We start from the raw sequence: 19254 nt of genomic DNA, 5'->3' as shown, positions 1-19254 counted from the left end.
TTTAACCAATTTATTAATAATTAAATTTTACATTATGAACAAAACAGATTTAATCGATGCAATGGCAGAACACGCAGGAATCACTAAAGCTGCTGCAAAAAAAGCTTTAGAGTGTGCGCTAATTGAAATTGAAGGAGCTTTACAAAAAGGTAACAGAGTTTCTTTAGTTGGATTTGGATCTTGGTCAGTTTCTAAAAGAGCTGCAAGAGAAGGAAGAAACCCTCAAACAGGAGATACTATCAAAATCAAAGCTAAAAACGTAGTAAAGTTTAAAGCTGGTTCAGATTTATCAAATGCGGTAAACTAATTATTTGCCCTTTATAAAAAACAGAAAGCCCCCACAAATTGTGGGGGCTTTTTTTATATGTGCCCAAAACAGTTGCTTTTTTAATAAATAAATATTAGATTTAGTTACTAATTCCTGATATTATGGTTACAACAAAACCCAAAAAAGGAAATTTATTGATTGCCGAACCTGCAATTATTGGAGATGTATCTTTTAATCGCTCCATAGTTTTATTGGCCGACCATTCGCATGAAGGCTCTATTGGCTTTATATTGAACAAACCACTTGAATACAATATTAATGATCTAATTCCTGAAGTTGAAGCCACTTACAAGGTTTACAACGGTGGCCCCGTAGAGCAAGACAATCTTTATTTTATCCATAAAATACCGCATCTTATACCCAACAGTATTGAAATTTCATTGGGCATTTATTGGGGTGGCGATTTCACTAAAGTGGCCGAATTGATAAAAGACCACACCATCAAAGAAACCGACATTAAGTTTTTTCTGGGCTATTCGGGTTGGGAAGCCAATCAATTGGAAAACGAACTCAAGGCGAACTCGTGGGTAGTTACCGAAAATGTTTACGAAAAGAACATTATTGAAAAAGACTACGAATCGTTTTGGAAAGAAAAAATGTTGGAGTTTGGTGGCGAATACAGTATTTGGAGCAACGCCCCAGAAAACCCCAGTTTCAACTAACCCAACCTAATCTTTACATTTAGTTTTTGAAGCAGTTGCTTGACCGTTTCATTACCAAACACTTTTTTTCGGTATTTACTTACCGGTTGTATTCCAGTAATGACATTAGTGATGAAAATCTCATCAGCTTTTTGAAGCTCGAATGGTGACACTGATTCTTCAACCAATTCATAATCTGGCAAACTTTTAATTAAGTTTATCAATTGGGTACGCATCACCCCTTTTAAACAACCATCACTCAACGGTGGCGTTTTGATTGTATTTCCTTTTACCAAAAACACATTTCCGTTTAAAGCTTCCACCACTTTTTTATCGGTATTCAACAACAGGCAATTGTTCAGGCTGTTTTCTTTTGCAAAAACACTGCCCACCACATTTAGCACCTTATTATTGGTTTTTAAAGTGGAAAGCAAGGAAGGCGATACGTAATAGTCTTTAAACAAATCGATTTCGTAAAAACCCTCATTTAACAAATAGAAATCTTCGGCCAAAGTTTTTGCCGAAACTAAATACTCCACCTCATTCGTTTCGGGGGTGTAGAGTCCGCCCTCATTTCTATGAACACTCAACTTAACCCGCGCAGATTCATTTGAAAATCCATTAGCCTCGATGGTTTTAGTAATTTCTTCTTCTAGAAATTCCATCGTGAATGCCATGGGAATTTCCATACGCAAAATTCGCATTGAGGCCATGAGCCGAAAGTAGTGGTCTTCCCAAAATAAAATTTTTCCGTGGCTTACTTTTATGGTTTCAAAAAGTGCATCACCATAGGCATAGCCTCTATTTTGGGTTGATAAAATATTACTTTCTGACGCCAATGTTCCGTTAAAATTTATCATAAAAAATCCCGCTAAATTAGTGTTTCAGCGGGACAAATATAATTCAATTTATACGATTGCGGCTATGCAGAACCCAATACTTGTTTTAAGCTGGATATTTGGTTTTCCCACAGCATTTTGGCTTCTTCAATTTCATCTTCCTCTGCGTAATCCGTTATCATTAACGATACATCTTTTGTGATTTCATCGACTTGAATCCTGATTTCAAAATAATAGGATTGTTCGTCCTCAACATCTTCCATCCATCTAAACTTTACGCGCTCACCACTTTTTTTGTTTAGCAATTTTGCTTTTTCTTCGCTACCATCCCAAATAAAAGTGAACATTTCGCCTCGAGAGTTTACGTTATCTGAAAACCATTCAGATAAGCCCGATGGCGTTGAAATATACTGATATAGCAATTGAGGAGAAGCGTGTATTGGGAATTCTATGTCAAATTTAATTTTATCGTCCATGAGTCAGTGTGAAATTTATACTGCCCAATATATACATTAATTGATAAGAATAGCAATAATTTTTAAGAATATTTTATGTGGGTTTGGTTTGGTAACATGGATTTTGTTTTTATATTTGCAGCCACAAAATTAGGCGAGGTAGCTCAGTTGGTTAGAGCGTCGGATTCATAACCCGGAGGTCTCGAGTTCAAATCTCGATCTCGCTACTAGATAAACAAAGAAAAACCCAAGATTTAATGTCTTGGGTTTTTCGCTTATATTCAACATACGGCCGATACCATAAACCTAGTTAGTACGAAGTTTGCTTTCCCAAATGACTTCGACCCTTCTATTCAATTTTTCTAATTTTTTATTTGTAGAATTTTATTTTGGACTATCATCTATTCTCAGAGCAAAAGTACATATGAAGATAGTAATGACACTCTTGCACATATATCTTTAAGGATGAAACATTAGTGAAAATTGAAGCCACTTCTTATACGCTGTTATTAGCATACTCAAAATTATTTTGGATACTATCATCTGGAAACTTTGATGAACTCATATATGCAATAACTGTAATTGAGTTCAAACCACATGAATTTAGTATAGATTCGACACCAATAAGTCTATTTGCTCAAAGCCCTACCTGAATCATCAAAAAGATGCTTTACTAAAATTCTATATTATCTTTTTACAGTTGGGTTATATATCTAACTTCGGATAATACTATTGGTAAAACTCCACGGTTAAAACAAAACTTAAACGACAACAGATAACATCTGTATGCCATATTAAGTCTTGTTCATTACATTTAAACTCCACTAAACCAAAAATTTATACTTAACAACAAATGTAACATCTAAGACATTCTTTAGGAATTAATGATCTTTACTTTTTATTTTATCTGATTGATTCATATTCATTTCGTGGTCGTATTGGCAGCATTCAGGTAAATTGTTGTAAGCCATATTATTAGCTGCCACTTTTTCGGTATCATAACCAGATGCGGCTATTGCCTTATGAATTGCCACAGCATCTGTTTTATCACCATTAAAGGATACATCTATTTTCTTTTTGTCTTTATTCCAGCTTGCAGCAATAACACCTTCTACACTATTGGCTGCTTTTTCAATGGTACTTTTACACATACCACAGTTACCTCTTACGCCAAAAGATAAATTTGTCATTGTGATTTCTTTTGATACTTCCGTTGTTGTCGCTTCTTCAACTTTTTTAGTTTCGTTTTTACAACTTGTTAATCCGATAGCTGCTATAACAGCTACACTTAAAATTACTTTCTTCATTTTTTTAAAATTTAATTATTGTCTGTGTTTATTTATTCTATTGTTTGTTTAACCCCACCACATTTAAGCATTGCGTCACCAAAATATGGATTGATTACTTTTTCTACTTTGCTTAACCAATAGGCTCCGTTATTGTTATCTGCCATAGGGCAAAATTCTACATATACCTTTTCATTTACACCAAATATTTGAACCGCTTTTATTAAATGAGAAGACAAATGTTTAAAGTGATTCCTTTGTGTTTTAATGTCTTGTGAAACGACTATTGAAGTTGTAGAAGATTTTATTTCATCTACTAATGACATCCAATGATTATGCGTTTCATTTTCAAGAAGTTTCACATCTATCTTACTTAAATTAAATAGTAAAGAAGTTGCATTTTGTGAACTACCTCTTGAGTCTTCTTTTACTAAAGCATCTTTTAAATTGATGTAATTATTGTATACCCCTTTTAATTGCTCTTGAAATTTCTCTGACACTTCTAAGCGTTCATTCATATTAGTAAGGTCACTTTCATTTTTTGAATTATTATCCATACCTAAATGATCTTCGTGACCTGTCATTGCTCTACCACCTTGCTTGCTCATCATTGATTTTTTGCCTTGTAGTTGTGCAGCAGCATCTACAGTAAATGTTCCGTTGGTAACAATTTCATTTCCTACATATAAGCCCTCCAGTACCTGATAATTATCTCCTATTTTATTTCCCAATACCACTTCTTTCAATTCAAAAATAGGTTCATTAGGATTTGTTTTGATATAGACTACAGAGCGCTCACCTGTCCAAAGCACTGCTGACGATGGTATCGTTATTACTTCTTTTGTATTGGTTTTAGTTCTTTCAATTTCTGCGGTTACAAACATTCCTGGTTTAAAAATGGCTTCTTTATTATTTAAAACCACGCGCAAATCTACAGTACGTGTGTTGGTATTTAAAACAGGATCTATAAAATCTATTTTTCCTTTAAATTTTTTATTAGGATACGCATTGGTAATTATTTTAACTTTTTGACCTTTTTTGAATTGTTCAATTTGATTTTCATACACATCAAAATTTGCCCAAACCGTATTTAGATTTGCAATTTTAAGCAGCGATTGACCTTGTTTGATATAATCGCCTTGTTCTACTAATTTTTCGGTAACAGTACCTGAAACAGTAGCATAGACAGGGAAATTTCCAATGATTTTACCATATGATTCAATTTGATTGATTTGGTTTTCAGAAAGTTTCCACAATTTCAATTTATTACGAACAGCCTTATATAATTCGGTTTGCGATTCCTTTAAAGATGATGCTGTAATTAACTCTTGCTGTGCTGCATATAATTCTGGAGAATAAATGGTTGCTAAAAGTTGCCCTTTACGCACTTCCTCACCTGTAAAACCGATATTTAAACGCTCAATCCTTCCAGAAAAATAACTCACTTGCACAGCATTAGTCTCTTCATTTTCGGCTATTTTACCCGATAATTTTATGCTCCCATTTTCTATTGCATCATTACCAACCACCGTAGTTTGAATATTGGCCAAAGCCATAGCATTAGCGGTTAATTTAAACTGGTCTGCCGTTAAACCATCTGCTCCAGCTTCGGCAGGAATTAAGTCCATACCACAAATGGGACAATCACCTGGTTGTGGTTGCATAATTTGTGGGTGCATAGAACACGTCCACATCTGATTAGCTTCTGTAACTTCATTGTGATTATGGTCTGCCTCTTCTTTTGATGAACCACCAAATAGCAACCACCCCAATAATACACCCACTACGAGTAACCCAATATATATGACTATTTTATTATTTTTCATTTTTTACTGTATTAAATAATTAATTATTGTGCTTTGCACATAGTAGCTCTTTATAGACTCTATTTGGTTTATTTGGAACTTTAACTGCAGTTCTAGTACATCCAAAACATCGTTAAAATCTACCGATCCTGTTTCATAGCTTTTAATTATGATGTCTTCTGCATCTTTGGCTTGTTTTAAATTTTTGGTTTGTGTAGCATAACTTATTCGTGCAGAAATACGTTCGTTAATTGTCTTATCTAATAACGTTTTTAAACTGTTTAAACGCTCTTGTTTTTGATAATTGATTTCCTGTTGTTCCAGTTCGTTTTGCTTGGTAACCGATTTGTACTTTTTTTTAAATATGGGAATGGACACCGATACCATTGGCATTAGAATATCTTTACCATTATCTGAAAAACTCATATCTGGCCGTTCTTTTACATTGATATAATCCAACCCAAAACCAATCATTGGACCGCTTTCTTTTTGATTTAGTAATTCTGACTTTTCTACAGACTGATAGAGTTTGTCAAACTTTACCAATTCAGGATGTACCGATAGATTTTCAGTATTAACTTCAAAATCTTCCATAGGAATAGTTAAGCTATCTAGAACTGAAACTTTAATCGTACTATTCCTATTCAAAAGGTTATTAAAATTGGTTTGTTCTGCTAAAAACTGTCGTTGCAACACATCTTTAAGCTGCTGCAAATCGTTTTGCCGCATTTGTAAACGCAATACATCTACTGCGGATGCTTTACCTACCTCAACAGAAGTCAAAGCCATAGTTTCGTAGGTTTTCAACAATTTGATGTTATCATTCAACACTTGCTGTTTTGCATGGTTTCCATATAGATTGTAGTAGAATTGAGATACCGAAGTCATAAGTTTGCGTTTCGCAATAACGACATCTTGATATTTAACATCAGCAAGTGACGTGATATAATCTTCACGAGAGGCAATTGTACCAAACCAAGGTACCATTTGTTTTGCTGACACCTTAAACCGTTGTGCCCCTGTTCGTGTTTCTGGTTCACTTACAAAATAACCCACACCAAATTCGGTGTTTGGGATAGTGTTAACTTCGTTTATTTTTTCTGAAACTCTTTTGTATTGCAACTCGAATTTTTGAATCTCGGGATTGTTTTCTAACGCTTCATTAATTAATGTTTCTAACTGTTGAGCACTCCCATTGAGACAAAAGAGAATAGAAAAAAGAAAAAAGATTGTTTTTATATATTTCATTTTGATGCTCTTTTAAGTTGAACTTCGGCTTTCCAGCCATATAAAACTGGCACAACAAATAAGGTGATTAAAGCGATTAACATTCCACCGAAACTCGGTATTGCCATAGGAATCATAATATCGCTACCACGTCCTGTGGATGTAAGTACTGGCAAGAGTGCTAAAATGGTTGTTGCTGTAGTCATTAAACACGGCCTAATGCGTTTTTCACCTGCTTCTACAATAGATGCTCTAACTTCCTTTTTTGTTTCTGGTGAATTTCTATCGAATGTTTGCGTTAAGTAGGTTGCCATTACAACACCATCATCGGTGGCAATACCAAAGAGTGCAATAAAGCCTACCCAGACTGCGACACTTAAATTAATGGTGTGCATATGGAATAAATCGCGCAGGTTTTCACCAAAGACATTGAAGTTTAAAAACCACGATTGCCCGTACAGCCATATCATTAAAAAGCCACCTGCAAACGCCACTGCAATACCTGTAAAAACCATTAACGATGTACCCACCGAACGGAATTGGAAGTACAGAATTAAAAAGATGATTGCTAATGCCAATGGTACAACGATTGACAATGTTTTTTCGGCACGTAATTGGTTTTCGTAAGTTCCTGTAAATTGATAGTTAATGCCTTTTGGTACTATTAATTCACCTGTATCAATCTTGCTTTGAATCATTGCCTGTGCATTTTCAACTACATTTACTTCAGCATAGCCATCCATTTTATCAAACAACACATAGCCTACTAAAAAGGTATCTTCACTTTTTATGACTTGTGGACCTTGCTCGTAACGAATGGTTGCCAATTCGCTTAAAGGTACAGGGCTGCCTTTTTCAACAGGTACATAAATTTGCTGTAAATCGGTTGGGTTAGCTCTTAATTCTCTTGGGTAGCGCACACGAACGCCATAACGCTCACGACCTTCAACGGTTTGGGTTAATACCATTCCGCCAACAGCTACTTTTAATATATTTTGTACGTCATCAATACTTACACCATAACGTGCAATTTTTTCTCTGTCAATATCAATAAGTAAATACGGTTTACCTACAATACGGTCTGCAAAAACGGCTTCATTCTTTACACCTTCAGCTTCTTTTAAAATGGTTTCTAATTGCATACCAAATGCTTCAATTTCTTTTAAATCTTGACCTTTAATTTTAATTCCCATTGGCGCACGCATACCTGTTTGTAGCATTACCAATCGGGTTTCGATAGGTTGTAATTTTGGTGCTGATGTGACTCCTGGTAATTTGGTGGCTTTTACAATTTCGTTCCAAATATCGTCTGGCGATTGTATTTCTGGTCGCCAGTTTCTGTAAAACTCGCCATTATCGTCTGGGATTAATTGTTCTTTTACATTGAGAGATTGCCACGCTCTACGTTGTTCCGCTCGCAATGACATTCCGTTTTTTAATACATACTCACCATCATCGTTCACTTTGAAACGCTGACGTGCCCCTTTATCATTCAGCATATATTCAGGTTTGTATTGAATGATATTTTCATACATTGATAATGGCGCAGGATCTAAAGCCGATTCAGTTCTTCCTGCTTTACCTACAACGGTTTTTATCTCTGGAATACTAGCTACAGCCATATCCAATTGCTGTAAAACGCGCTTATTTTCTTCTACTCCAGAATGTGGCATTGAGGTAGGCATTAACAGAAATGAACCTTCGTTTAATGATGGCATAAACTCTTTACCTGTGTTTTTCATTATGATAAATCCTGCTATGACAATTGCTGTAGGTATTGAAAGAAATAATAATTTATGGTCTAAACACCATCTTAAAATACGTTTATAGTATTTAATGAATAATGCAAATACACCTAACAAGCCAAAACAAATAATCGCTACAAAAATGAGGTTTATGAAGATGCTTTTATTTACGCCTAACGGCCGCCAATATTCTGCTAATAGAAATACTATTGCCGAAGCCGAAATGATAATGTTGGCAAAGTTTGTCTGTTTGTCTGAAATCGTATTTTGAAGATTTAGCAAAGTAGCCACACCAAAAGCGATTAGTATGATTCCCAACCAATACCCATAAATTATTGCTGCTGTTCCCAATACTATTAAAATTCCGTTTAAAACATATTTAAAATGGGGTTGAATACTCTTTTTTCGGAATAAAAAGGCAGCAAAAGGCGGTATTAAAAATAAGGCTACAATTATGGACGATGTTAATGCAAAGGTTTTTGTGAATGCTAATGGTCTAAATAGTTTTCCTTCAGCACCAATCATTGTAAATACAGGAATAAAACTGATAATGGTTGTCATTACTGCTGTTACGATTGCTCCTGAAACTTCTGCTGTTGCGTTGTAAACGACTGTGTTTATTGGTAATTTGTTTTCGTTTTCGTCTAAATGCCTTATGATGTTTTCTGAAAGTATGACACCAACATCGACCATCGTACCAATAGCAATAGCAATACCTGATAGTGCTACAATATTGGCATCGATACCAAAGATCTTCATTGCTATAAATACCATTAAAACTGCAACAGGTAATAAACCAGAGATTAATACGGAAGCACGAAGATTAAATACCATAATGATAATGACCAAAATGGTGACTAGAATTTCTAAAGTTAAGGCTTCGTTTAATGTGCCTAACGTTTCTTGAATCAATTCTGTACGGTCGTAAAATGGTACTATAGTCACTTGTGATGTTCTTCCATCAGACAATACTTTTGAAGGTAGTCCTGCGCTTAATTCGTTTATTTTGGCTTTTACATTGTTAATGACTTTCATTGGGTTAGCACCATAACGTGCTACTACTACACCACCAACCACTTCCGCACCTTCTTTGTCTAATATTCCACGTCTTGTTGCAGGACTTAAAGAGACTTTCGCCACATCTTTAATTTTGATAGCTGTGTAATCTTCCGAAGTTACTACTGCATTTTCGATATCTTCTATAGATTTGACATAACCCAAACCACGTACCAAATATTCTGCTTGATTGATTTCAAGGGTTTGTGCCCCAATATCTCTATTACTTTCTTTAACTGCTTTTACAATATGTTGCAAACCTATATTGTATTGACGCATCAATTCAGGATTCACATCAACTTGATATTCTTGAACATATCCACCAATGGATGCGACCTCTGAAACACCACTTGCTGAAGACAACGCATATTTTACATAGTAATCTTGAATACTACGCAATTCGTGTAAATCCCATCCTCCGGTTACGTTTCCGTTTTCGTCTCGACCTTCAAGGGTGTACCAAAATATTTGTCCGAGTCCCGTAGCATCTGGACCCAATGCTGGATTAACACCATCTGGTAATAAACCACTTGGTAAGGAATTTAATTTTTCGAGAATACGACTTCTGCTCCAGTAAAATTCTATATCTTCTTCGAAAATGATATAGATACTTGAAAATCCAAACATAGACGAGCTACGAATGGTTTTTACTCCTGGAACACCCAATAATGAAGTGGTTAATGGATAGGTAATTTGGTCTTCAATATCTTGTGGCGAACGACCTTCCCATTTGGCAAATACGATTTGTTGGTTTTCACCAATATCTGGAATAGCATCTACTGCTACAGGATTGCTTGGTAAAAAACTTGTATCCCAATTAAAAGGTGCATTTATAGTACCCCAACCTATAAAAAGAACAAGTAATAAAACTGCTACGAGTTTATTTTCAATTAAGAATTTGATGCTTTTGTTTAGCATTGGCTCTGATAATTAAACAATTAGACAATGGTGTTAGTACAACACCGAATACAGCAAACTATCCTCATGACAAAAAGTCATAGGATTACACAGTCTATTGTTTAAAAAATCAAATTAGGTAAGTCTCATCAAGCTTGTATAAATGCCTGACGACCAAAGGTGGTTTATACTCTATAAAAGAGTTTATATCTAAATTATACTTTTCAAAAAGGTTTATGTAAGTATATACGAAAGTTGCAATGAATACTTGTTGCTTAAAAGAAATTTTATCAACGGTTAATTGTAACTCATCTTGACCTTCAATTGATAATTGCTTATCGTCACAACAATTTTTTTTGGTAATAGAACAGCCTTCATCAGCAGATGGTTTTTCCATTTCCATGCCACAGTCTTTGGCTTTTTTAAAAAGAGCCATTTTTACTAAAGTATCCCCACAATAATGCATATCGATAGTAAACGACGTTGTAGTAATTAATACTAATACCGCCATTAACAAAGCCATTATTTTATAAGATAATTTTTCCATTAGCAATACAAATTTACGAAATTTAATTAATTGTAGAGGTTATGGGCATATTTTAAAGAAACGTTCTACAAATAACCTCTATCGTAATATCTTTCTTAGTTTTAGAATATAAAAATAGCAGTAAAGGATTTGCGCATCTTGCTAAAACTAATCATAAACGTGTCTTAAAAGTATGCTTATAAGCTAACTCAAAAAAAAGACCGACGACCACAATGACGCCGGTCAAAAAGACTAATTCAGTATTAATAAATTACTAGACACTCATTACACTAAACTATTACATACTTGCTTTAACTTCTCCGCAAGACAACATATTTTTAGGGTAGTATGGATTTTTAATTTCTTTACTATCGCTTACCCAGGTAACACCTGTCATTGGACATATTTGCTGATGTAATTCAACATTATCTGCTTTCAGCTTATCTGCAATTTTCCAAAACTTTACAGAAAGACTTTCAAAAAACACACGTTGATGATTTATGTTTGAGGTTTCGGTTAACTGAGACGCTACTTCTATAAGTTCTGTTCGTATTTTTGTAGCCTCGCTCATTTGATCTAAAGTTAACTTTTTGAATTTAAAGAGGTTTAGGGAATTTTTAAACTCTATAGAATGAGATATCGCTCCTTCACTATCAGATTGTAATAGGTGTTCCTTTATTTTCAAATAATTATCTGTGATTTTCCGTTTAAGTACTTCTCTTTTTTCAACCAAATCTTCGGAAACTTCTTGGCTAGATGATAATTGAGCTTGTGAATAACTGCATATACCTAAAGCTAATGCTATTAATAATTTTTTCATGTTGTTTTATTGATTTTTTTATTGATTTTTTCAATCTCTAATAAAATAAACTCTAAATGAGATTTATTGATCCCCTTCTCTCCTTTTATTAATCTATTAACTGTTTTTTTTAGCTCTAAAAGGTGTTGCTTTGCATATAAAACAACATCACTTCGCTGAGCTGTGGTTAATAATTTTTCTGATGACGTTACGAGCAGCTTTTCTATTTTTTCAACATAGCTGCGCTGAAGGCTTCGTCTATAAAAATCAAATTTTTCATCACCTTTAAATTTTATCCAAACTGTTTTCTTTAAATCATTTAAAAATTCTGGAACCGTGTAGGCATCCTCGTATTGAATCGATTTCTGACTTAAATTATAAAGCATACCCGAGCTCAATAACATTAATAAAACCCGATTTTGTTCCTCTGAGATTTCTTCACTTGTTTTTAAAGAAATTAATTGATCAATTTGCTTTGGGTACATCCATAAAGGCGCCTCAAACAATTGTCTTCCCACATAATCAATGGCTCTTTTAACCTTTTCTTTTGGTACTTGCCGATATACTGCTCCACTTTGCTCTACTGTTTTCTTTACTTCATAATCGTTTCCAATGTATTTTAAAACGTGATATAAATATCTTAGGTACTGCCTTACAACTACTTTATGCATATCAGATAGATTATTATATGCATCGTTTGGTTCATAAGTCCAACTTATTAAATTATCAACAACGCGCTTTAAGTTTTTAATTCCATAGTCACTTGCTAATACAACATCGTCGCCAAGGTCTTCTCTTTGGCTTTGCGGATTTCTATCTTTTCCTTCACCTCCAAACCATAATTTAGGATTGGTAGTTAAAGCTTCCGTGGTCATTTTTAACAACATGTCTTCTTCTTGGTACTCATCTTGAGCATTTGGAAAAAATCTATACCCCCAGTTAACAGCCCACTTATCGTAAATTCCTATTCTAGGATATATTCCTTTTGGGCTAATATTATCTTCTGGTTGAGCCACGTAATTAAAACGTGCATAATCCATTATTGAAACAGTATGCCCATTAGCTTCAACCCATTCCTTGTCTCTAAGCTTTTCCACTGGTGTTGCTATACTAGCCCCCATGTTATGGCGCAAACCTATAGTATGACCTATTTCATGCGAAGACACAAATCTAATTAGTTGCCCCATAACCTCATCATCTAAATGCATTTTTCTTGCTCTTGGATCGATAGGTCCAGCCTGAACCATATACCACTGCTGAACCAGTTTCATTACGTTATGATACCAGCCTACATGACTTTCAATAATTTCTCCACTTCGGGGGTCGCTTATTCTTGGTCCGTAAGCATTAGGGGTTTCAGAGGCATAATATCTAACTACCGAATAGCGCGCATCTTCTAGACTCATTGTAGGGTCGTCTTCTGGCCATTCTTTTCCTATAATGGCATTTTTAAACCCAGCAGCTTCAAAAGCTACCTGCCAATCATTAATCCCCGCTATTAAATAAGGTCTCCATTTTTTTGGTGTAGCTGGATCTATATAATATACTATTTGTTTCTTTGGCTCTACTAGCTCGCCTCTAAGATACTTTTCTATATCCTCTTCCTTTGGCTCTAAGCGGTAACGCTGAACAATATGTTTTGATTCAACTCGCTGTTGTTCATCGGAAAACAGCACATATTTATTAGCAAAATATCCAACGCGCTCATCAAAAAACCGTTTGCGCATTGGAACTTTTGGCAACAAAACGATGGATGTGTTAAATCTAAGCGTAATACTTCCTACAGAAGACAACGATTTTTTAAAAGTTTTAATGGTTTTAACCTCAACGTTAATAGCATAAACATTTATATCTTCAATAAAAGATCTATCGTTTGCCTGTGATGATAATTTATGATCTGTCTTCTCTTTATCTGATAAAGAAAATACAGGGTTATCCTTTTTAAAAGCATCAGTTACCTCGATAACAATGTTACCTGTTACCGGATTGATTGACTTTATGGGAAAGGATTCTATAATGGGGTTCTCATTACTCCCAGCCAACGCTTTAGCTAACATAGCATCTTCAGAACGTACATCTTGTTTGTATTCTAAAGATCTTAAAAACACGTTATTGTTATTCCCCTTCTGGAAATAAATAGTTTGTTCATTGGCCTTCTCTCCTCCAAAACGCCCCATCCCTTCTGGTGTTGACAGATATCTTGTTACCACTAACATATACCGGTTAAACAAACTATCTGGTATTTGAAAGTATAATTTCTCATCAACTTTACTAACAGAAAACAAACCCTTCTTGGTCAAAGAATCGTTACTTATTAGTTTACTATAAGCTTCGATACCTTTTTGTTGCGTGCTATCGGTCTGTTTGTCTAGGTCTGTTTGTGCAGTTAAACACTGTTGTCCTGAAATAACCAGGATTAGCATTGCATATACTAATTTGTTAATCATAATTTAAAATGGTACTTTTTCGTTTGTATTTAAGGTAAGACTAGGATTCTTCTTTAGCGCAGACAAAGGGAATGGAATAATATATAATTTAGAATCTGGTTTTAAAACGTAGGTTTCCTGCGGAACGGTTTGATTCACAATAGGAAATACACGGGTTATGGTTTTGGCATACTCGGGTTCGTTATTAAATCGCTTAAGATCGAAAAAACGATGAAACCCAAAAAGCAACTCTTTTCTACGTTCGCTTATAATAAGTTCCATGGTTCCCTTTCTTGTTGAGGGCACTTGCAAATCTGTTGTTTCTGAAAGTATTCGTTTGGCTCTCAAAGTGTTTAAGATTTCAACAGCCTCATTCAACTTATTCTCTCTAGCGTAACATTCTGCTAGCATTAAATATACTTCGGTAGTTTTCATGCCTACCGTTGGGTTGAAGTATTTTTTGTAACGCACGTTCCAATATGCGGTATTGGATCCTGGATCTAAAAATGAAGTTGATGTTGAATTAAAAAACAAATTAAAACGTGCATCGTCATCTCCAAAAAGGTTAACCAATTCTGGACTAATGATAGAAATGAATGCAAAATTCATCTCGGTATATCCTGACATGTACATGTAACTTAATACTTCTACGTTATCTTCTGCAGGTACGGATACCGCATTTGGGCCTCCCTGTTCATTATAAGCTACTAAATCAAAAATTTGATTGTTATAGCTAAGAGACTTTTCTGCTGCCTGTTTTGCTTCAGCCACCTCTCTTTTGAACAAATGTACCTTAGCTTTTAAGGCATAAGCAAAAGCTAAAGACGGATGGTATACATCTAGCGGAACTTCTTCTATGTATGGTAGAGCTGCTTCAATATCCCTTTGTATAAAATCATAAACCTCTGCTACAGTTGATTTTTTAGGTTGTGCTTCCAAATCAAATTTATCCATAATGCAAATTCCCCCATCTGTTGCAGCCGTATTTGGGTCATAGGCTTTAGCATAGGTGTTTACCAATAGAAAATGGTCGAAGGCTCGGTAAATTTTAGCTTCAGCTTTTGCTAATTGCTTGGTATATTCATCACCTTCACTATCATCAACCAGAGAAATAATTGTATTCCATCTATTGATATATGAGTATGCTTGATTGTAAAAAGTTGAACTTTCAAGTAAAGCAACTCTATCTGTAGTTTCATCAAAAGTAAAATTGATGATATCAATATTTGGTGTTTGCCCTATTACATTAGACTCTTTCATCCATTGATCATCTGATAGATATTGAAAGTTATTTACTGGATATGCTCTATTAGGCAGAGACACCATTTTATGGAAATCTGAAGCGGCATTGATAACCAGCGCTCCTTTTGGCGTAATATCAGTATAATCTTCGCAAGAAGATATTACTATTAACAGTATCGGAAAAATAAATTTGAATATATGTTTCATAGTTTTTTAAATGTTAAGGTTAAGTCCGACTAAAAAGGTTTTGGGTAATGGAGTACTTCGCGTACCAGAATTGGGCGAATATACCTCTGGGTCAATCCCATTTCCTGCGGCACTCCAATACCAAAGATTATTCACTTGAAATGTCATTTTCGCCGATGACAACTTAATCTTTTTTGCAACGTATTCTGGAAGGTTGTACGCTAATGAAATGTTTCTTAGTTTTACATAATCGCCATCGACTACATTTACATCAGAATTTATCCATTGGGTACTAATAGTACTAGCATTATTTCTTACGCTTTCATCAAAGTCTACAAATAAGCGTGTATTGTTGTTTCTTTGAGAATCAGTATAGCGATCCGTAATTCTCATATCGGTTAGGTCATCGGAATTTAGAGACAACACATCCTTCCTCATGACGTTTCCACCTGAGAAAACAAGCAAGAAGTTTAATTCAAATTGCTTATATGAAAATCTTTGAGAAAAGGAACCCGTATATTTTGGGAGTAAACTACCCATGTTTACGAGAGCATCAGGACTTGTTATAGTTCTTACGCTATTAGACAAAGGATTTCCATCATCATCAAAAGTTATTGACGGTTCTCCATTTTCATCTAGTACATAAGGGTATCCATTAGTAATGCCTCCATGCTTATAAGCATATAAACTGTTATAAGTTTCTCCTTCGATGAAGTAATCTAATGGAGAACTAACATACACAAATGCATCTGATGGTTCTCGAGTAACTTTATCTACAGTAGTTTTATTAAAACTAAATATTAGGTTGGATCCCATTTGAAATTCTCCTCTGTTGTACCAATCAGAACCAATACTTAACTCTACACCTTTATTAAGCAGTGCACCTGCATTAATTCTCCTTGTTAGAGCTCCAACTGTAGGATCTAAATCGGTGGTTGTTAGTAAGTCTGTACTATACTTGCGGTAAACATCTATGCTTCCTCGCAATTTACTTTGTAGAACACTAAAATCCAGCCCTAAATTTGTAGTTTCAGTTTTCTCCCATCTTAACTTTGGGTTTGGCTGAGTAGTAATGTCAATATATTCTAATGACCGATATAGCCTGTCATTCCTCCATCTTGCAATAACGTATGGAGTTGTTGACTGATCAACGTTCCCAGTATAACCATGGGTCGCTCTTAATTTTAATGAGTTAATCCAATTTGTTCCTTCCATAAAATTCTCGTTAGTTATATTCCAACCTAGACCAACGGACCACAATGGACGATTTTTATTTTTTGAATCAACACCAAAAAGATCAGCTCTATCAACACGGTAACTTCCTGTTAAATTGTACCTTGATAACAAGGTATAATTAACCGCACTGTAAAGGGAAAAATATCGATGTAATATTTCTTGTTGAACGCTTGACGGAGCAGATAAAGTCTTATTACGCCCATATATGTAACTTGGAACACCTGTTTCACTAAGATCTTGCGTGTTTAACGTGGTAAAATTCAATGTTACAGGATTATATCCATAATTTAAACTTTCAACACTTCTTGGAACAAAAGTTTCACGCATTTCAAAACCAGCTATTGCGCTAAGAAAATGCTCGCCTTCACCAAATTCCTTTCTATAATCTAATTGATTTCTAAAGGAATGGTTTCTCGCTTGGCTTGTAGATTGTCTATAACGGCCGCCTTCAGAAAAACCGTCCAAATAACTGTATGTATCGCTATCAGAATCATACCCTGTTAAAGTATTTATAGCATAGCGCATTTTATAGGAATCTTGCTCATAATATTGATCGGTATCTGTTCTCACAGCTTCATGTTGAAATTGGGAGCTAAGGCTAAGTCCTCTCCATAATTTCAATCTTAGTTTAGCAAAGGCTCTCAAGTTTAAAGATTTCCTTTGCGTTACGCCCTCTTGAAGTGCTTGTAAAACATTAAATGTTACTGGATTAAAACCATTTAAACCAGTTATTTGAGAGGCAACAATTGGGTTTATTTCACCGCTCGAAGTAAAACCATCACTAATACCTACAAATGGAGATAGAACAAGATTGCCTTTTTCATCTGTAATTCGTTCATATCGCTTTTGAATATTGAAATCTCCAAAACTTGAATCTGTAATATCAGCATTTCTAAGAGTTCCGTTAACCCCAACAGTTACATCTAAATTATTGTTTATTTTATAATTGCTTTTTGCATAAAGGTTAAATGATTCATCCTTATTATACTTTATACGATTGTCATTATGGTCATAATTAAACGAAACAAAAGTATTTTGTCTACTAGTTCCTCCTGAAAAAGAAATGTTATAACGTTTCCTGAATTCATCTTGCCAAACGTTATCTCTATAATCTTTTATGTAATCATTATTTCTCCATTGGGAGATAGTATTATCATAAGCAGATTGAGATATATTACCTTCTTCTAAATCTCTATTTAACTGATACAAAGGACTGTAATATAATATCCTACTGCTACCTATTTCACCATAATTATCGAACATAGTGGCAATATCGCCAAACCTATTTCGCTCTCTATTGTAAACTGCTTGTTCAAAATCGATTATATCAGTTGTAGGTGCATAATTTAAATCTTTAAGATTAGGTTTTGTTGAGATAAAATAATCTGCATTAATGCTAACTTTTAAATTCCCATGCCCCTTTTTGGTTGTTAATACAATGACACCGTTGGCTGCTCTTGAGCCATAAATAGATGCCGCTGCAGCATCTTTAAGAACATTTACGCTTTCTATGTCATAAGGATTAACTTGATCTAGCGTTAGCTCTGTGGGCAAACCATCAATCACAATTAGCGGACTATACCCAACCTCCACTGAAGAAAAGGTTCCGATACCACGCAGAATAGGCCTATCGGCTGATGCTCCAAATGGGTTTTTTTGATATAACAATCCTGCAACGCGGCCTTCAATGGCTGTTAACAAATCTGAATTAACATTTTGATTTAGAGTTTTTTGATCTACTTTAGATACAGCACCAGTTAAATGCTTTCTGCTTATTGTTTTATAACCTGTTACTACAACTTCATCCATCTCTGTTATTTTCTCCTCAACAATAAGTGTTAGTTGAGCTTCTCCTTTTATTGGAAAAGATTTTTTGGCTACGGTCAAACCTGAACATTCAATTATGCCATTGGAAGGCACATTTTCCATTGAAAAATTTCCATCAAAATCGCTTATAGTAAACTCATTGGTCTCTAATACATGGACAGTAACCCCAGGGAAGGGTTCATTATTTTTGTTTAAAATTTTACCTGTTACATTAATTAATTGAGTAGATAAATTTTCAGTTTCAGATGAAGTAACAACAATTGTTGCATTGGCAAGTGTATATTTTAAATTTTGGTTTTTAAAAACTCCATCTAAAGCTTTTTTTAGGTTGACATTTTTAAGGCTAATGGTAACCGCTTTTGAGTCTTTAAGCAATTTTTGAGTATAAAAAACTTCATAATCAGCTTGTCTTGCTATTTCTTTTAAAGCTTTTTCTAGAGAAACCTCGTTAAAATTGACTGTTACATTTTGGGCATGACCTAAAACGCCCAAAAGCAGCATAAAATAAAATACAAAACCTCTTAAGTTTCGAGATTCAATTACCCTTGAATTATTTTTCTCAGGATTTAATTTTGGCGTTTTACATTCTGAATTAAATTTCATACATTTACTTGTGTTTTTAGTTAGACATTTGTGAAAATATATACTAGCTACACATCTTTAACAACCAGAGGCAACGCAACTGCTTCTGGTTTTTTTTGTAAGCTGGTATAATACTGACAAACTTCAGATT

Annotated in this window: 13 protein-coding genes and 1 tRNA gene; 3 read left to right on the top strand and 11 right to left on the bottom strand. The window is 34.6% G+C overall.

Annotation, left to right across the window (positions count from 1 at the left end; genetic code table 11):
- Positions 1-34 precede the first annotated feature (34 nt).
- Together ABI125_06220 and ABI125_06215 are read left to right on the top strand one after the other, a co-directional pair.
- Entirely contained in the window at positions 35-307 is a 273-nt protein-coding gene (locus tag ABI125_06220; GenBank protein ID XCF07448.1) for an HU family DNA-binding protein, read from the top strand.
- Between the two features lie 122 nt (positions 308-429).
- Positions 430-990: a YqgE/AlgH family protein gene (locus tag ABI125_06215; protein ID XCF07447.1), complete on the top strand. Its 561-nt coding sequence runs from the start codon at positions 430-432 to the stop codon at positions 988-990.
- Here the strand turns inward: ABI125_06215 and ABI125_06210 are convergent.
- Together ABI125_06210 and ABI125_06205 are read right to left on the bottom strand one after the other, a co-directional pair.
- Positions 987-1829: an aminotransferase class IV gene (locus ABI125_06210; GenBank protein ID XCF07446.1), complete on the bottom strand. Its 843-nt coding sequence runs from the start codon at positions 1827-1829 to the stop codon at positions 987-989. The two genes, ABI125_06215 and ABI125_06210, sit on opposite strands and share 4 nt — an antisense overlap.
- A gap of 62 nt (positions 1830-1891) precedes the next feature.
- Positions 1892-2284 carry an START-like domain-containing protein gene (locus ABI125_06205; protein XCF07445.1) on the bottom strand — a complete coding sequence of 131 codons (393 nt, stop codon included), beginning with the start codon at positions 2282-2284 and terminating at the stop codon, positions 1892-1894.
- A 132-nt stretch (positions 2285-2416) separates the two neighbouring features.
- Between ABI125_06205 and ABI125_06200 the strand changes: the two genes are divergently transcribed.
- Positions 2417-2490: transfer RNA gene (locus ABI125_06200), tRNA-Met, on the top strand.
- Between the two features lie 654 nt (positions 2491-3144).
- On the opposite strand, the gene ABI125_06195 is transcribed toward ABI125_06200, so the two are convergent.
- From ABI125_06195 to ABI125_06155, 9 genes are all read right to left on the bottom strand, one after another.
- Positions 3145-3570, bottom strand: a complete 426-nt coding sequence (locus ABI125_06195) for a heavy-metal-associated domain-containing protein (protein XCF07444.1) — start codon at positions 3568-3570, stop codon at positions 3145-3147.
- A gap of 32 nt (positions 3571-3602) precedes the next feature.
- The gene (locus tag ABI125_06190; protein ID XCF07443.1) at positions 3603-5375 is read right to left on the bottom strand and encodes an efflux RND transporter periplasmic adaptor subunit; all 1773 of its coding nucleotides are present in this window, start codon (positions 5373-5375) and stop codon (positions 3603-3605) included.
- A gap of 3 nt (positions 5376-5378) precedes the next feature.
- The gene (locus tag ABI125_06185) at positions 5379-6602 is read right to left on the bottom strand and encodes a TolC family protein (GenBank protein XCF07442.1); all 1224 of its coding nucleotides are present in this window, start codon (positions 6600-6602) and stop codon (positions 5379-5381) included.
- Positions 6599-10300 carry an efflux RND transporter permease subunit gene (locus ABI125_06180; GenBank protein XCF07441.1) on the bottom strand — a complete coding sequence of 1234 codons (3702 nt, stop codon included), beginning with the start codon at positions 10298-10300 and terminating at the stop codon, positions 6599-6601. Before ABI125_06180 ends, ABI125_06185 begins: the two co-directional genes overlap by 4 nt.
- Before the next feature lie 109 nt (positions 10301-10409).
- A complete protein-coding gene (locus tag ABI125_06175; GenBank protein ID XCF07440.1) occupies positions 10410-10826 on the bottom strand; it encodes a hypothetical protein in 417 nt (138 codons plus the stop codon).
- Between the two features lie 277 nt (positions 10827-11103).
- Positions 11104-11625 (bottom strand): DUF3347 domain-containing protein, encoded by a 522-nt coding sequence (locus ABI125_06170; protein ID XCF07439.1) that lies wholly within the window; start codon positions 11623-11625, stop codon positions 11104-11106.
- Positions 11622-14051: a zinc-dependent metalloprotease gene (locus tag ABI125_06165; GenBank protein XCF07438.1), complete on the bottom strand. Its 2430-nt coding sequence runs from the start codon at positions 14049-14051 to the stop codon at positions 11622-11624. Before ABI125_06165 ends, ABI125_06170 begins: the two co-directional genes overlap by 4 nt.
- 3 nt (positions 14052-14054) lie before the next feature.
- A complete protein-coding gene (locus ABI125_06160; GenBank protein XCF07437.1) occupies positions 14055-15479 on the bottom strand; it encodes a RagB/SusD family nutrient uptake outer membrane protein in 1425 nt (474 codons plus the stop codon).
- Between the two features lie 6 nt (positions 15480-15485).
- Entirely contained in the window at positions 15486-19124 is a 3639-nt protein-coding gene (locus ABI125_06155) for a SusC/RagA family TonB-linked outer membrane protein (GenBank protein XCF07436.1), read from the bottom strand.
- Positions 19125-19254 lie beyond the last annotated feature (130 nt).

It is taken from the genome of Tamlana crocina (assembly GCA_040429635.1).
Taxonomy (GTDB): domain Bacteria; phylum Bacteroidota; class Bacteroidia; order Flavobacteriales; family Flavobacteriaceae; genus Flavisericum; species Flavisericum crocinum.
This window is presented reverse-complemented; position numbering and strand designations above follow the sequence as displayed.

Coding starts and splice junctions, on each gene's coding strand:
- ABI125_06220 (XCF07448.1), top strand. CDS start 35: ATGAACAAAACAGATTTAATCGATGCAATGGCAGAACACGCAGGAATC.
- ABI125_06215 (XCF07447.1), top strand. CDS start 430: ATGGTTACAACAAAACCCAAAAAAGGAAATTTATTGATTGCCGAACCT.
- ABI125_06210 (XCF07446.1), bottom strand. CDS start 1,829: ATGATAAATTTTAACGGAACATTGGCGTCAGAAAGTAATATTTTATCA.
- ABI125_06205 (XCF07445.1), bottom strand. CDS start 2,284: ATGGACGATAAAATTAAATTTGACATAGAATTCCCAATACACGCTTCT.
- ABI125_06195 (XCF07444.1), bottom strand. CDS start 3,570: ATGAAGAAAGTAATTTTAAGTGTAGCTGTTATAGCAGCTATCGGATTA.
- ABI125_06190 (XCF07443.1), bottom strand. CDS start 5,375: ATGAAAAATAATAAAATAGTCATATATATTGGGTTACTCGTAGTGGGT.
- ABI125_06185 (XCF07442.1), bottom strand. CDS start 6,602: ATGAAATATATAAAAACAATCTTTTTTCTTTTTTCTATTCTCTTTTGT.
- ABI125_06180 (XCF07441.1), bottom strand. CDS start 10,300: ATGCTAAACAAAAGCATCAAATTCTTAATTGAAAATAAACTCGTAGCA.
- ABI125_06175 (XCF07440.1), bottom strand. CDS start 10,826: ATGGAAAAATTATCTTATAAAATAATGGCTTTGTTAATGGCGGTATTA.
- ABI125_06170 (XCF07439.1), bottom strand. CDS start 11,625: ATGAAAAAATTATTAATAGCATTAGCTTTAGGTATATGCAGTTATTCA.
- ABI125_06165 (XCF07438.1), bottom strand. CDS start 14,051: ATGATTAACAAATTAGTATATGCAATGCTAATCCTGGTTATTTCAGGA.
- ABI125_06160 (XCF07437.1), bottom strand. CDS start 15,479: ATGAAACATATATTCAAATTTATTTTTCCGATACTGTTAATAGTAATA.
- ABI125_06155 (XCF07436.1), bottom strand. CDS start 19,124: ATGAAATTTAATTCAGAATGTAAAACGCCAAAATTAAATCCTGAGAAA.